The organism is Paeniglutamicibacter gangotriensis Lz1y, from assembly GCF_000348945.1.
Classification (GTDB): domain Bacteria; phylum Actinomycetota; class Actinomycetes; order Actinomycetales; family Micrococcaceae; genus Paeniglutamicibacter; species Paeniglutamicibacter gangotriensis.
The window spans coordinates 209706-222824 of the sequence record NZ_AOCK01000008.1; the positions used below are offsets into that span (position 1 = coordinate 209706).

General features: G+C 61.3%; 14 protein-coding genes. 8 read left to right on the forward strand and 6 right to left on the reverse strand.

What is annotated here, in order from left to right:
• Positions 1-48: 48 nt before the first annotated feature.
• The 7 genes from ADIAG_RS21890 to ADIAG_RS14050 all read left to right on the forward strand — a co-directional run bounded on the left by ADIAG_RS21890 (position 49) and on the right by ADIAG_RS14050 (position 4747).
• Positions 49-186 (forward strand): hypothetical protein, encoded by a 138-nt coding sequence (locus ADIAG_RS21890; protein ID WP_007272050.1) that lies wholly within the window; start codon positions 49-51, stop codon positions 184-186.
• Positions 187-395: 209 nt separating this feature from the next.
• Positions 396-1940: a molybdopterin-dependent oxidoreductase gene (locus tag ADIAG_RS14030; RefSeq protein ID WP_043475072.1), complete on the forward strand. Its 1545-nt coding sequence runs from the start codon at positions 396-398 to the stop codon at positions 1938-1940.
• Between the two features lie 346 nt (positions 1941-2286).
• A complete protein-coding gene (locus ADIAG_RS21640) occupies positions 2287-2442 on the forward strand; it encodes a hypothetical protein (RefSeq protein ID WP_007272052.1) in 156 nt (51 codons plus the stop codon).
• A gap of 175 nt (positions 2443-2617) precedes the next feature.
• Positions 2618-2860, forward strand: coding sequence for a hypothetical protein (locus ADIAG_RS14035; RefSeq protein ID WP_043475075.1), 243 nt, complete (start codon positions 2618-2620; stop codon positions 2858-2860).
• Between the two features lie 177 nt (positions 2861-3037).
• Positions 3038-3703 carry a Pr6Pr family membrane protein gene (locus ADIAG_RS14040; RefSeq protein ID WP_007272054.1) on the forward strand — a complete coding sequence of 222 codons (666 nt, stop codon included), beginning with the start codon at positions 3038-3040 and terminating at the stop codon, positions 3701-3703.
• Between the two features lie 82 nt (positions 3704-3785).
• A complete protein-coding gene (locus ADIAG_RS14045; protein WP_043475077.1) occupies positions 3786-4004 on the forward strand; it encodes a hypothetical protein in 219 nt (72 codons plus the stop codon).
• 62 nt (positions 4005-4066) lie between these two features.
• A complete protein-coding gene (locus ADIAG_RS14050; RefSeq protein ID WP_007272056.1) occupies positions 4067-4747 on the forward strand; it encodes a CE1759 family FMN reductase in 681 nt (226 codons plus the stop codon).
• A 27-nt stretch (positions 4748-4774) separates the two neighbouring features.
• On the opposite strand, the gene ADIAG_RS14055 is transcribed toward ADIAG_RS14050, so the two are convergent.
• Positions 4775-5980, reverse strand: coding sequence for a MalY/PatB family protein (locus ADIAG_RS14055; RefSeq protein ID WP_007272057.1), 1206 nt, complete (start codon positions 5978-5980; stop codon positions 4775-4777).
• Positions 5981-6155: 175 nt separating this feature from the next.
• Here ADIAG_RS14055 and ADIAG_RS14060 point away from each other — a divergent pair, with 175 nt between their 5' ends.
• A complete protein-coding gene (locus ADIAG_RS14060; protein ID WP_007272058.1) occupies positions 6156-6647 on the forward strand; it encodes a DUF6328 family protein in 492 nt (163 codons plus the stop codon).
• A gap of 46 nt (positions 6648-6693) precedes the next feature.
• Here ADIAG_RS14060 and ADIAG_RS14065 read toward each other — a convergent pair whose 3' ends face one another.
• Genes ADIAG_RS14065 through ADIAG_RS14085 form a run of 5 tightly spaced genes read right to left on the reverse strand, consistent with a single transcriptional unit; the run spans position 6694 to position 13106 of the window.
• Positions 6694-7593: an ROK family protein gene (locus tag ADIAG_RS14065; RefSeq protein ID WP_007272059.1), complete on the reverse strand. Its 900-nt coding sequence runs from the start codon at positions 7591-7593 to the stop codon at positions 6694-6696.
• A 2-nt stretch (positions 7594-7595) separates the two neighbouring features.
• Positions 7596-9329, reverse strand: coding sequence for an ABC transporter ATP-binding protein (locus ADIAG_RS14070; RefSeq protein ID WP_007272060.1), 1734 nt, complete (start codon positions 9327-9329; stop codon positions 7596-7598).
• Positions 9326-10207: an ABC transporter permease gene (locus ADIAG_RS14075; RefSeq protein WP_007272061.1), complete on the reverse strand. Its 882-nt coding sequence runs from the start codon at positions 10205-10207 to the stop codon at positions 9326-9328. The genes ADIAG_RS14070 and ADIAG_RS14075 overlap by 4 nt, the downstream gene beginning before the upstream one ends.
• Positions 10204-11205 (reverse strand): ABC transporter permease, encoded by a 1002-nt coding sequence (locus ADIAG_RS14080; protein ID WP_007272062.1) that lies wholly within the window; start codon positions 11203-11205, stop codon positions 10204-10206. The genes ADIAG_RS14075 and ADIAG_RS14080 overlap by 4 nt, the downstream gene beginning before the upstream one ends.
• 59 nt (positions 11206-11264) lie before the next feature.
• On the reverse strand, positions 11265-13106 hold the full coding sequence (locus ADIAG_RS14085) for a peptide ABC transporter substrate-binding protein (protein ID WP_007272063.1): 1842 nt from the start codon (positions 13104-13106) through the stop codon (positions 11265-11267).
• Positions 13107-13119 lie beyond the last annotated feature (13 nt).

Genomic DNA, 13119 nt, shown 5'->3' on the forward strand with positions numbered 1-13119 from the left:
ACCAATAAAGGTCATAAGTGATCCCCGCCCCAGGGTGAGAGGTAATTGATGCCAGACAAATCACCACACAAATATGAACACAAGAAGCCTGCCGGAAAGTCGATCAAGGCGCGTCGCGCAGAGAAGCGCTCAAAGAACGCACCGACGATGGAGACCGAGCAGGTCACCCACATCAAGAAACACTGAGCAACTTGATGATTGGAGTTTTTGCCTCGGAAGCGGAGAAGAAACAGACATCTTCTCCGCTTCCTCCATTTCTTGCACCAGGGCGCCACTAGACCACCCGATCCCCTGGCTGTTCACCGAAATGCAGGGTGGTAGCGTTCGAAAGGCTCAGTCCAGGTCCCACGTTTGCCAACAGGGCCGAAAATACCATGGACGGGGTGAGGGAACCGATGGAACACCACAGGGCCGCAACGAACCGTGGCCTCGCAATGTTCGGATTCGCCGGGTTCGCGGCGGCAACGGCCCTGTTTGCGGTGGCACACCTGCTTTCGGCCTTCTTTTCCGCATCTTCCTCTCCACTAACAGCCATGGGATCGGCCTTCATCGATATGACCCCGCCATGGCTTAAGGACACGGTCATCGCGTGGTTCGGAACAAACGACAAGCTCGTGCTCTACCTGTCTCTGGGTGTGGTTGCCGCCGTGGTGGCAATCTTTGTCGGCCTACTGGCGCGAAGCAGCCAGGCCTCGGCGATCGCTTGCATCGTGGCCTTGGGCATTGCCATGGGCTGGGCAGTGGTTTCACGGGCCGAATCGGGTCCGGCGGATGTGGTCCCGGTCGTCGTGGGTACCGTCCTGTCCCTGCTGGTGTTGAAGTGGTTGGTGCGCAAGGCCGCCGTCGCGACTGAGTCCGCTGCCGACGATCTCACCCGACGGGCGTTCCTGCGCGGCTCAGTGCTGATGGTGGTCGCCGCGGGAGTGGCCGCTGGTGCGGGCCAAGCACTTTCGGCCACCCGAAATGCCACCAAAGCGCTCCGCGAGGCACTTCAGCTGCCCGCAGCCAAGACGCCGGTCAAGCCGCTGGACCCTGGGACACAATTAGATGTGGCTGGCCTGGAGCCCTTCATCACTCCGAATGAGGACTTCTACCGGATCGACACCGCACTGTCGGTGCCCCGGGTAAACCCCGCGCAGTGGTCCTTGCGCGTGCACGGCATGGTCGAGCATGAATTCACCATGAGCTTCGACGAGCTGCTGGCCGCAGACCTGGTGGAAAGCTACGTGACACTCACCTGCGTCTCAAACCCCGTCGGAGGACCATTGGTGGGGACAGCCAAATGGCTGGGCTACCCGTTGGGACTGCTGCTCGAAAGGGCAGGCCCTACCGCAGATGCCGACATGGTCTTTTCCACCTCCAGCGACGGGTTCACCGCCTCCACACCGCTTGAGGTGCTCACCGATGGGCGCATGGCATTGTTGGCGGTGGGCATGAACAGGGAACCTTTGCCGCTGCAGCATGGCTTCCCGGTGCGGATGGTCGTCCCCGGACTGTATGGCTACGTCTCGGCGACCAAGTGGGTCGTGGACATCGAGGTCACCCGATTCGCGGACAAGGTCGCCTATTGGAGCACGCGCGGCTGGTCCGACCACGGCCCCATCAAACTGGCCTCTCGGGTGGATGTCCCGCGCGAACAGGCCAAGGTGCCCGCCGGCGAGGTGGTCATGGGCGGAACCGCGTGGGCGCAGACCCGTGGCATCTCCAAGGTCCAAGTCCAGATCGATGACGGAGAATGGGCCGATGCGGAACTGGGGGCCGAGGCATCGGTGGATACCTGGAGGCAATGGCGCTATCTCTGGGAAGGTGCCCCGGGAGGGGAACACTCCGTTACCGTGCGTGCCGTCGATGGAAACGGAGAGGTGCAAACCGCAGAGCATGCGCCACCGGCACCCGACGGATCCAGCGGTTGGCACCGGGTTGATTTCACTGTTCAGTAGTAGTCGGCGCATTGCCATTCCCAGCTGATGCGGGAAGCCTCAGGGTCCGCAGCTCTAGAAACGTGGAGAATAACAGCGTAGCGTCGGACGTAGGTCGCATGGCTAAAAACCCTCAAGGTGACCGCTATATAGGGAACGCGAGGACTGCATATGAATCCTGCGAATGACTCGGAGCCGATGGCTTAGACGCCGTGGGTGCGCCGCAGCTGGCTGCCGCATCGAGCACCTTCGATTGCTCATTGGCGAGGATGGCTGATTGCCTCGCACAGCATCTGCGGTCCGCCTCGATGGCCTACTTGTTCCCGAGAGTCATCGCACTTGCCCACGTCATGCCAAGGAGCGTGTGATGCGCAACGACCCTAAAACCCAGTCCGGTCCTCTGGCCGGCACCGCAGATCTCTCGTCGCCGAAGTTAACTGTTCAGGAACTGCCGGACGGCTCCGGAAACGATGCTCCCAAGCCATTGGGCGCGGGAGACGAGAACCGCTTTGACGCGGGATAGCCCCGGTAAGTAGTCACCTTGATCGTCGCCGTAACTGCTATGTCAGGTCCGCGGAAGCGAATAGTGAACGCCAAACGGATACGACAAAACCGAATATTTGAACCGGAAAACATAAAGGGAGTGAAAACTCATGTCACATGATGCACATATTCCGGCACCTCGAGAGAAGCCCGTCGTGAAGCTGACGATTCACAAAAGCCATCCCGCCCGCGGATTGATCGTTGGCGGCGGCGCCACGGCGCTGTTCTTCTTGCTATTTATCATCACCGGTGGAGCAATGTTGGGAACCGTGATGAGTCCGCTATGGATTGGTTTCATCATTGGCGCCTTGCTCATGCTTCTCGGAGTCTTCCGCCTGATAGGCGGACCCAACGCCTTCGGCTTGGGCGACACCGAACATAAGCACCCGACGCCGTAGCCCGGCGCTGCGGCCAACCACGAGGGCTATCGTCCGACGATACAGCGGACGATAGCCCTCCTCTGTCCGGAAGGCAGCAGGATTTCCCTCGAGGTGCCACAGTGTCTTGGCGTTGTTGCTGGACCCGAACCGTCTAGGCTTTGGGGCAGCTACATACCTGAGGGAGCTGCACCGAATATGAGACGAGTTTTGGCCTACATCTTGCGCATTGGCGGAAGCATCGCCATTGCTGCAGCCGTGGCTGCCCAATTGCGCCTCAGCCTCAATAACGAGGCCTCGGGTGAAGGCGAGGTAGGTTTCGTCACGCAAAACTTCTTCTCGTTTTTCACCATCGAGTCCAATGTCGTCGCGGTTCTGGTGTTGTTCGTGGGAATCTTCACCCTCTCCCGAAGCAATGAATCCCGTGGCTGGAGCCTGGTCAGGGCCGCGGCGACCACCTATATGGCGACCACGGGAGTGGTCTATAACCTGCTCTTGCGTGGCATCGAACTGCCGCAGGGCGCGACGGTTCCGTGGTCAAACGAAGTCCTGCACGTCATTGGCCCTGTCGTTCTGGTGCTGGACTGGTTGATTGCGCCGGGGCGTCGGCCGTTGGGGGCCACTGCGCTGTGGGGAATTGTGGCCTTTCCGATTCTGTGGGCCGGTTACACCCTGGCACGTGGCGCCCTGGTCCTGGACCCGCGAACCGACCTGCCGTGGTATCCCTACCCCTTCCTGAACCCAGACACGAGCGCAAACGGCTACTACTCGGTGGGTTTTTACGTGGTGTTGATCGGGATGGTGATCGGTGTGGTGGGCGCCGGTGTGCTGTGGGTCAGCCGCGCTCGACGCCGCAACAGGTAACTTCGCCGAACGACGGACTATCCTGAGATGGTGCTTGGGTGCGATGTTGCAGGAATCGTTCACGTTCGCGGAGGAAAATCGTATGTTTGAGCGGATCATCTGGTTCGTTGTTGCCGTGGTTCTGACGGCCATGGCCGTTTCGTTGTGGGCCGATGCATGGGTTGCGGCCCTTGGCGCCGGAGCGCTGGCAGCTTACTCGGCAGTCTCCGCCATTCGCGGGCGCTGCTTTGGCGATGTCTGCGCGGTGCCGATCACGGCCGCCGAACCGGTCGACACCCAGCCGGAGACCTGCCGGGAATAAGAATCGATCCTTCAAGGTTTTACATGCAAACACATGTATTCATTGAAGGGACTCCAAACAACATGAGCCATAACATCGTCGTCATCTCGGGCGGACTGGGCACGCCATCAACTTCAGGTCTGCTGGGGCGCCAACTAGGCGAATCCACAGTGCGGGAACTGGCAGCCATGGGAATCCAAGCGGACCTGACGGTGCTGGAACTGCGGGACTACGCCACCGATATCACCAACAACCTGCTCACTGGCTATGCCCCGCCACGCCTGGCCGAGGCGATCGAGACCGTATCGAGCGCGGCGGGACTGATCGCTGTCTCGCCGGTATTCACTGCGTCCGTCTCTGGACTTTTCAAGTCCTTCATCGATGTGCTTGATCCCAAGTCCCTCGACGACAAGCCGATGGTGCTGGCCGCCACCGGCGGAAGCCCGCGGCACAACCTGGTGGTCGACTACGCGATGCGCCCGATCTTCGCCTACTTGCGTGCGCGCATCATGCCCACCTCGGTCTTCGCCTCGCCCGAGGACTGGGGAGCGGACCAGGGCCACGGAGCACTGGCCGAACGTGAGCTGCGCGCCGGGACCGAGCTGGCCCAGGCCATCGGTGGATCCCACGGATCGACGGCACGAACCCAAGACCTGGGTGACACCCGATCGATCGCACCACGGATCAGCGAAACCGCCAACCCGCGCGATGAGATGACCTCGCTGCCATTCGAGCAACTGCTGGCCAACGTCCAAGCGGGTTAGGCAGCCAGTCGGGCGACCGGAGGTGGACTACAACGCGAACTCCGGATCGCTTGCGTCCTTGTTGTCGCATCCATCAACGGCCGCCCCCATACGGTGGATCATCCCGCCAAGCACCGGGCGCGGGGTGGCGAAGTTCAGCCTGACATATCCGCTGCCACCGCTGCCGCAGGAACTCCCGTTGATCAACGCAACCTGGGCTTCCTTGAGGAAAAACTGGGCGGGGCCGGGCTCCAAGACCAGCCTAGAAACATCCAGCCACGCCAGATACGTGCCCTGCGGGGGTGTGTAGCGCACCTGCGGCAGATGCTCGCCGATGATCTCGGCCAAAAGCATCCGGGAACCATCCAGGTAGCTGATCACCGAATCGAGCCAGCCAGTGCCGGTGCGGTATGCCGCGGTCGTGGCCGCCAAACCCACGTTTGCGGCACCGTGCTCCGGGATCTCGCCGACCTTGGACCACAGTGCTCGGTCAAGGTTGTTGGTCAGGATCAGCTGCGCGCACTTCAAACCGGGCAGATTGAACGCCTTGGTGGCGGCAACGGCAGTGATCGAATGCGCCGCGGCGGCCGGAGAAACCGTGGCATAGGGGATGTGTGTGGCTCCGTCAAAGACCAGCGGTGAGTGGACCTCGTCGGCGAACACCCGCGATCCGGTGGCCTCGACGAGTGCGGCAATGCGCAGCAGCTCCGTGCCCGTGTAGACCTTACCAATGGGATTGTGCGGATTGACCAGAACCAGCAATGCGCCTCCAGACAACGCCTGTCTCAACGCGCTCCACTCGATCTCCCAACCAGTGTCCGTGGCCAGCATGGACACTTGGATGGAATCACGTCCAAAGCGGGAAGCCGCGGCGATAAAAGGCATATAGGCAGGGGTGAGCAACACCAGCGGGGCATCGGGCCGGTGCCGTGGTGAGAAGTGCATGATCGCTGCATCCAATGCCGTAGCCACTGAATTCAGGGGACGCACCTGCTCGGGGTCGATTTTCCAGGCGAACCTGTTATCCAGCCACCCGGCAGTGGCCTGCTGCATGTCGTGGACCAGCTGCGTAGGCGCGTAACCGATCAAACCGTTGGCTAGGGTTTCCTGCGCCGCGGCAATGACACCGGGGGCCGTGCCAAAGTCCATTTCTGCCACCCAAGCACCCAGAGAATCACGGTATTCGGTCCATTTCAACGAGCCGTTATGGCGCAGTTGGTCAACGGTCAGCAAGTCGAATGGATGGGCGCTCATCTTGCCAGCTTAGACTCGTTCGCCGGCTAATGCTCGTGCTGATCCTGATTTTTCCTGCCCATTGGACCCCGTCTTAGATAGGTTAGAGAGGCAGGGGAGAATCAGGAAAAGACGGACCGAATCCAACGGTCTGGCACCCTGCCCTGACAGCCGGCTCCGACCGGAAAGGAGCGCCATGAACGGTCGCAACGAAAGTGTCGAAGAGCGCCTGGACCGGAACTGGAACGAACTCATGCAGGAGCTGCGGGTGATGCAAACCGGGGCACAGATCTTGGCAGCATTCCTCGTGGTCCTTCCTTTCCAAAGCGGTTTTACCAGGCTTCAGCACCCAGAACGGATCTTATACCTGGGCCTGCTAGTGTTCTCTGCCTTGTTGATCGTCCTGCTGGTGACTCCCGTTGCCGTGCACCGGCATCTCTTTGGGCAACGGGTCAAGGTCACCACCGTGCACATGGGCCATATCATCTCCAAGGTGGTGGTTCTCGGTGTGGGTGTGCTGGTGGCTGGGTGCGTCTGGTTCGTGGTGCAGGTCCTTTACGGTTGGGTCCTTGGCTCGATCATTGGCGGGGTGGTGATGGCGGCTGTGGTGTTCCTACTGGTCCTCCTGCCCAGGATCATCAAACCCACCTCTTCGGTCCCGGTCCTGCCCACAGATACCGAGCAATAGCTCGCCAACTCAGTTCAGTGGCGAATCGGGCGAATATCCAAGAGATTCAGGACAACTCGTTGATGAACTGGGAAGCGCCGATAGCCACCGCGTGGCCACCCAGCTCGCTGCGCAAGACACGGATGGGGATTCCGGAGATCGGCGGGGATCTCCGCAGCGTGCCCTCCATCGCCGGGAGAAGCAGATCCCAGGCGCTAGCCACCCCGCCGCCGACCACGAGTGCGGAGATATCCAAGATTCCCGAGATCATTAACGCAGCTTTGGCCACGCCTTCCCCGGCCCGTTCGAAAATCCGGGCGGCTACTTCGTCGCCATCACGCGCCAGCTGGGCAACGGTTTTGGCGTTGTGCATATTGCCCGTTTCCTGCGCGTACAGGGCAGAGATGGAGCGTCCTGCAGCGATGGTCTCTAGATGTCCAACGCGGCCGCAGGTGCAATGGCGCTTTCCGAAACCCGGGATGTGGCCGATCTCTGCAGCCGCACCATTTTCACCGTTGTGCAGCCGGGAGTTGAGGACCAGCCCTCCTCCTACTCCGGTTCCTAGAGCAATGCCAAAGAAGTTCTTGATGCCGCGCCCGGCACCGAATTGCTGCTCGCCCAGCACGAAGGCGGCAACGTCATTGCCCACCTGCACCGGCATGGCCAGCGCATCGTTAAGCCGTGGGCCGAGGGGATAGCCTTCCCACCCGACAAAAGAGTCGCTGGCCGCCAGCACCATGCCCTTGGCGTCGATGACGCCGGCCGCTCCGACACCGGCCGCCGTTGGGACCAAGTCCGCATCCTTGCTGGCCAGCGCGGCGACCTTCAAACAGGCCGCAACCATTGCATCCCCGCCGTGCTCGGCGGGCGTGGTGGTGGAAGCGCGGCCCCGTATGATTCCGTCGCCGTCCAGGACGACCGCAGAAATCCCGGTTCCGCCGATATCTATTCCAAGTCGTGGCTGCACCGTCACGAATCCTTGGAGGACAGTAGTGCCAAGCGGGCCTCACGGCGCTGTCTTTGCAGGAGAGGGTTCGGTGAGGGTACTGAAGCCAGCAGGTGCCTGGTGTAAGAAGCCTCGGGCAACTGAAGCACCCGGGAAGTTTCCCCGCTCTCGATCACTTTGCCGCTCTGCATCACCGTCACTCGTTGCGAGACCGAATGGACCACCGCTAGATCGTGGCTGATGAACAGGCAACCGAAACCGTGTTCATTCTGCAGTTCCAGCAAGAGGGTGAGCACCTCGTCCTGCACTGAGACATCCAGGGCGCTGGTCGGTTCGTCGGCGATTAGCAGCTCGGGGGCCAGCGCTAGGGCACGGGCCAGACCGATGCGTTGGCGCTGGCCCCCGGAAAGCTCATGCGGGTAGCGCCGGGCATTGGTGGCGGGCAGCCGCACAGCCTCGAGCAGCTCGGCGACGCGGGTCTCGCGCACTGACCGACTTGGACGCTTGCCGTTGATCCCGTGCATTACCAGGGGCTCGGCAATGGAATCGCCGACGATCATCCGTGGATCCAGTGAGCCGCCCGGATCCTGGAAAATGATGCCGATCCGGGAGCGCAGCGTGCGGATCTCTCGGGTCGAAGCCTTAAGCACGTTCCCGCCAAAGAGCGTGATGGATCCGCCGGTCACCGGAACCAGTCCCAGCGGGGCGCGGCCCAGAGTCGATTTGCCGGAACCTGATTCACCGACCAAGCCAACGATCTCGCCGGGGTTGATCTTCAAATCCGCGGTGTCCACGGCTCGCAGTTTGCGCCCGCCGCTGGTGTAGTCGACGCAGACCCCGCGCATGTCCAGGACCGGAGCCACGGTCGTGCTTTCCTTGACGGCGTCCTCGGGGCAGGAGATGCGGGCGCGTTCCTCGGCTATGACGGTGTCCCACTTTGCTTCGGGCAGCGTGGGTACGGCCGCCAACAGGGCCTGTGTGTAGGGCTGTGTCGGGGCAGTGAGGACCTGCACTGTGGTCCCGGTTTCAACGATTTTGCCTGCGTTCATGACGGCCACACGGTCCGAGAGATCGGCCACGACGCCCATGTTGTGGGTGATCAGCAGCAGCGCGGTATTGGTTTGCTGCACCAAATTGCGCAGCAGCTCTAGAATCTCAGCCTGGACCGTCACGTCTAGAGCTGTGGTGGGCTCGTCGGCGATAATCAGCGTGGGCTCGCAAGCCAGAGCGATGGCGATGACCACGCGCTGGCGCTGGCCACCGGAAAGCTGGTGTGGGTAGTTCCGTGCTTTGACGACGGGGTCGGGGATCCCAACTTTTTCCAAGAGGGCCACGGCACGTTTGAGGGCCTCTGTTTTGGAGACGCCGCGGTGGTTCAGGATGGCTTCGGCAACTTGCTTGCCGACTTTCATAGATGGGTTCAGCGCGGTCATTGGCTCCTGGAAGACCATGGATACCACGTTGCCGCGCTTCGAACCCATGTCAGATTCGGAAGCGTTTAGGACATCGTGGCCATCGACCTCGACCACGCCGGAGGTGCGCGCAGTGGAGGGCAGCAGCGCCATGGCTGTCAGCGAGGTAATGGTCTTGCCGGACCCGGACTCGCCGACCACGGCCAGCACCTCGCCGCGTGCTACGGAGAAGGAAACTCCGCGCACGGCATTGACGGTACCGTTCTTGGTTTTGAAGTCCACGACGAGGTTTTCGAACTTGAGTGCCGGAACCGGGTGATTTTCTGCGATGGCGGTGGTGCTCATGACTGGCCTCTTACATCAAACATGTCGCGCAGGCCGTCACCAATGAAGTTGAAGGCGCTCACGATCAAAACTATGGCAATACCTGCCGGGAAAATGAGCCACCAGGCTCCGGAGTACACCGAAGAGATGCCGTCGGTGAGCATTGCTCCCCAATCGGTGGCCGGCGGCTGCAGGCCCATTCCTAGGAAACTCACGTAGGCGATCAGCAGGATCGCATCGGCGACCTGGAAGGTCGCGTTGACCACGACGGTACCGATGGTGTTGGGAATGATGTGGCGCAGAATGGCTCGTGAATTGCTGCCACCGGTGGCTTTGATGGCCAGCACATAGTCGCGGCTCTTCAGAGAGAGAGCCTCAGCGCGGGTCAGCCGCGCCGGGACCAGCCAGGACACTGCGCCGATGATCAGCACCATCATCCACTCACTTGGTCGGACGATGGCAGAGATGACAAGCAGCAGAAAGATGCCCGGGATGGCGATACCTGCATCGACGATGCGCATCATGGTGGCATCGACCCAGCCGCCAAGGTAGCCGGCGACCGAGCCCCAAAGGGTTCCCAATGTGGTGGCGAGCACACCGGCGGCTAGGCCGACCAGGATGGAGGTGCGGCCGGCGATCATCAGCCGGCCGAGCACGTCGTAGCCCAGTCCATCCGTACCCAGCGGATGCCCGTCCTCACCGGGCTTTAAATCCGCCTGCATGAGGTTGGTGGAAACCTGCTCCGTTTGATATATCAGGGGACCGATGAAGCTGAAGACCACCAAGGCCACCACGATGAAGACGCCGATAACGGCAAGTTTATTGGAGAAGAACTCGCGCACCGCGCGGGCGGCGGGGGATTTGGGTGCGGCCTGTCGGCTCAGGATTGCGGTACTCACTTGACTCCTCCACGGGCGCGGGGATCGAGAATGAACTGGGTGATGTCGGCCAGCAACGAGCCGATGACAGTGGCCACGGAGATGACCAGCACGCAGCCGAGCAACACCGGGAAGTCGCTGGTCTGCGCAGCGTTCCAGAAGAGCAGGCCCATGCCGGGGTAGTTGAAGAGCTGCTCGACGACCAAGGCGCCGCCGAACATGACCGGCAGGTAGTACCCGAGCATGGTCACCACGGGGGTGAGCGAGTTGCGCAGCACGTGGCGGGAAATGACCTTGTTCATCGGTGTGCCCTTTGCGCGGGCGGTGCGGACGTAGTCCTCGTGCAGGTTGTCGATCGTGGAGGATCGCATGTAGCGGGAGAACGTTGCCACGCCTGCCAGCCCGCTGGTCAGCACGGGGAGGACCATTTCCTTGGGCTGGGAGAGGATTTCGGCCACCGTGTCGCCTTGCGGTGCACTGGCCGGAAGCCAGCCCAGAAGTTGAGTGAAAAACATGATCAGCAGCAGGCCCAAGAAGAAGCTGGGCGTCGAGTAGACGATGAAGTTCAGGCCGGTCATGACGTAGTCAAAAGCCTTGTTCCGGCGAAGTGCCTGGGCCATGCCCAACGGGATGGACACCAGCAGTGCCCCGCCGACCGCGGCCAGAGCGAGGATCAGGGTCTTGGGTAGACGCTGGATGATGACCGAGGAGACCTCGGTGTTCATGACGAACGAACGGCCAAGGTCTCCCTGCAACCACTGGCCGACGTAGTTGAAGTACTGCTGGACCAGCGGAAGGTCAAAGCCCTGCTCGTGGTTGAACGCAGCGATTTGGGCCGCGGTTGCCTGCTGCCCCAGGATGCCGCGAGCGGGGCCGCCGGGCAGGGCCTGGAGCAGCAGGAACACGATGACTGAGACGATCGCGATGACGACCGCCGCCTGCACAAGTCTTTTGGCCAAAAACCAACTGAACAGCCGAAGACCTGAGCTATCGCGAGTGGCGGTGGTGGTAGTCGTCATCGACGATCCTCCCTTCTTGGTGAGCCTTGTGGCTCGTTTGGTGGGCTAGAAGGCCCGAATTACTTGTTCCAGCCCCAGCGCTGCGGGAAGAAGTTGGCGGTCGGATCCTGGGTGGTGCCGGTCATTCCGTCGCGGATGACCGATACCTGGTAGACCGGGTTCGGCAGCCACATAACTGGCAGCTGTTCGGCCAGCAGGGCCGAGTATTCCTGCATGGTTTTCGAATCGTTGGTGGTCAACGCGTCGTCCATGAGCTTGTCAGCATCTGTGTTGGAGTAGTTGCCGAAGTTCACCGAGGCGTCGGTGGCGAAGATTCGTTCGCCGGTCGGGTAGGCCGGGAAGTACCAAGACCCCGCGGCACCGAAGTAGGAGAACTCCCAGGCGCAGTCGGCCGAGTCGGACTCGCAAGGTGCGGTGCGGTTGAGCACGGTGTTCAGCGGTGCGCGGTCGAAGGTGACGGCTACGCCGACCTCACGGAAGGAGGACTGGATCGCAGCGAACTGTTTGTCGGCCTCGTCGGACCCTGACTGGACCATCATGGTCAGGTCCATCTTGGTGCCCTTCTTGACTCCCTCGCCGCACTGGTTTTCGGCGGTGCCTGCTTCCTCGCAGACCAGCACGCCGTCGGCGCCCGGCTTCCATCCGTGGTCGGCGAAGAGGGTCTTGGCCTTCTCGATGTCGAACGGGTACGGGTTGTTCTTCTGCTCGTCGGAGAGATAGGGGGAAGAAATGTCCTGCGGGACCGGGCCGTAGACCGGGTTTGCTCCGTCCTTCCAGATCACCTTGGAGATGGTGGGCTGGTCGATTGCTGACTGCAGTGCCTGGCGGACGTAGAGCTGCTTGAAGGTGTCGCCTAACTTCGGGTTGTTGAAGTTGTACGGCATGTAGGTCACTGCCCAACCTTCCCAAGGATCAATCTGGTAGTTGTTGGACTCGAACTGGGACTTCTGGTCCATCAGCGAAGTGGGGATGTAGCCGTAGTCGATGCCCTTGGAACGCAAGAGGTTGACCTCGGCGTCGGCCGAGGTGAATGGCAGCAAATTCACGGTGGCGACCTGGGCGGCGTCTGAGCCGTCGTACTTCTCGTTCTTGCTCAGGGTGACCTTGCCGGAGTTGTCGAAAGCGCTCAGTGTGAACGGACCGGAGACGACCTTCCACAGTGGGTTGGTGGCATAGGAAGCCATGTCCTCGGAGGACTTGGATAGGTACTCGAAGATTTTTTTGGCGCCAGCCTCGGTGCGGTCCTCGTCGCCGACTTTTGCGTCGTCCGAGGTCTTGGCCCAGACGTGCTGCGGCAGCGGCTTGATGCTGGTCAGCTGCGTTGAAGACATCCAGTCCTGGTTGTAGACCTTGTCGAAGCTCAGCGTGAAGGTCTTCTCATCGGTGTACTTGATGTCGGTGATGTTGTCGGGAAGGCGGCCTTCCTTGTAGCCGCCCCAGGTTTCCTTGTTCGCCTTGATCAGGTTGAACCAGAACTCCACGTCGCGGGTGGTGATCGGCTCGCCATCTGACCAGTTCATGTCGCGCATGTGGAATGTAACTGACTTGCCGTCGGCGGCGTAGTCCATCTTGTCGGCTATGCCGGTTTCCAGGTCCAGCTTCATCTCACCCTTGGAACCGTCAAAGGTCATCATGGGGGACCAGAGTGCCTGGGCGATCGAGGAGTTGTGGGTGGCCATCTTGCCGGCAGTACCAATGGGAAGGATCCAGTTGGGGGTGGCATTCGGGGGCAGAGCGTAGTTCACTGCGTCGGTGTCGACGCCGGCCGGAACGGTGGCAGCGCTGCCTGAGGTGGTTGGCTCGTTGGCCGTGCTGCCGCCGGCACAACCAGTAAGCAGCAATGCGAAAGCGGTCATGCCTGCGGCAAGCCCGACTTTCAAACGTTTGTGATCGTTAGACATTGGGTGATCTCTC

Bases quoted from the DNA above. Each gene is read 5' to 3' on its own strand.
- ADIAG_RS14030 (WP_043475072.1), top strand. From the start codon at position 396: ATGGAACACCACAGGGCCGCAACGAACCGTGGCCTCGCAATGTTCGGA.
- ADIAG_RS14055 (WP_007272057.1), bottom strand. From the start codon at position 5,980: ATGAGCGCCCATCCATTCGACTTGCTGACCGTTGACCAACTGCGCCAT.
- ADIAG_RS14070 (WP_007272060.1), bottom strand. From the start codon at position 9,329: ATGAGCACCACCGCCATCGCAGAAAATCACCCGGTTCCGGCACTCAAG.
- ADIAG_RS14060 (WP_007272058.1), top strand. From the start codon at position 6,156: ATGAACGGTCGCAACGAAAGTGTCGAAGAGCGCCTGGACCGGAACTGG.
- ADIAG_RS14050 (WP_007272056.1), top strand. From the start codon at position 4,067: ATGAGCCATAACATCGTCGTCATCTCGGGCGGACTGGGCACGCCATCA.
- ADIAG_RS21890 (WP_007272050.1), top strand. From the start codon at position 49: ATGCCAGACAAATCACCACACAAATATGAACACAAGAAGCCTGCCGGA.
- ADIAG_RS14045 (WP_043475077.1), top strand. From the start codon at position 3,786: ATGTTTGAGCGGATCATCTGGTTCGTTGTTGCCGTGGTTCTGACGGCC.
- ADIAG_RS21640 (WP_007272052.1), top strand. From the start codon at position 2,287: ATGCGCAACGACCCTAAAACCCAGTCCGGTCCTCTGGCCGGCACCGCA.
- ADIAG_RS14080 (WP_007272062.1), bottom strand. From the start codon at position 11,205: ATGACGACTACCACCACCGCCACTCGCGATAGCTCAGGTCTTCGGCTG.
- ADIAG_RS14040 (WP_007272054.1), top strand. From the start codon at position 3,038: ATGAGACGAGTTTTGGCCTACATCTTGCGCATTGGCGGAAGCATCGCC.
- ADIAG_RS14085 (WP_007272063.1), bottom strand. From the start codon at position 13,106: ATGTCTAACGATCACAAACGTTTGAAAGTCGGGCTTGCCGCAGGCATG.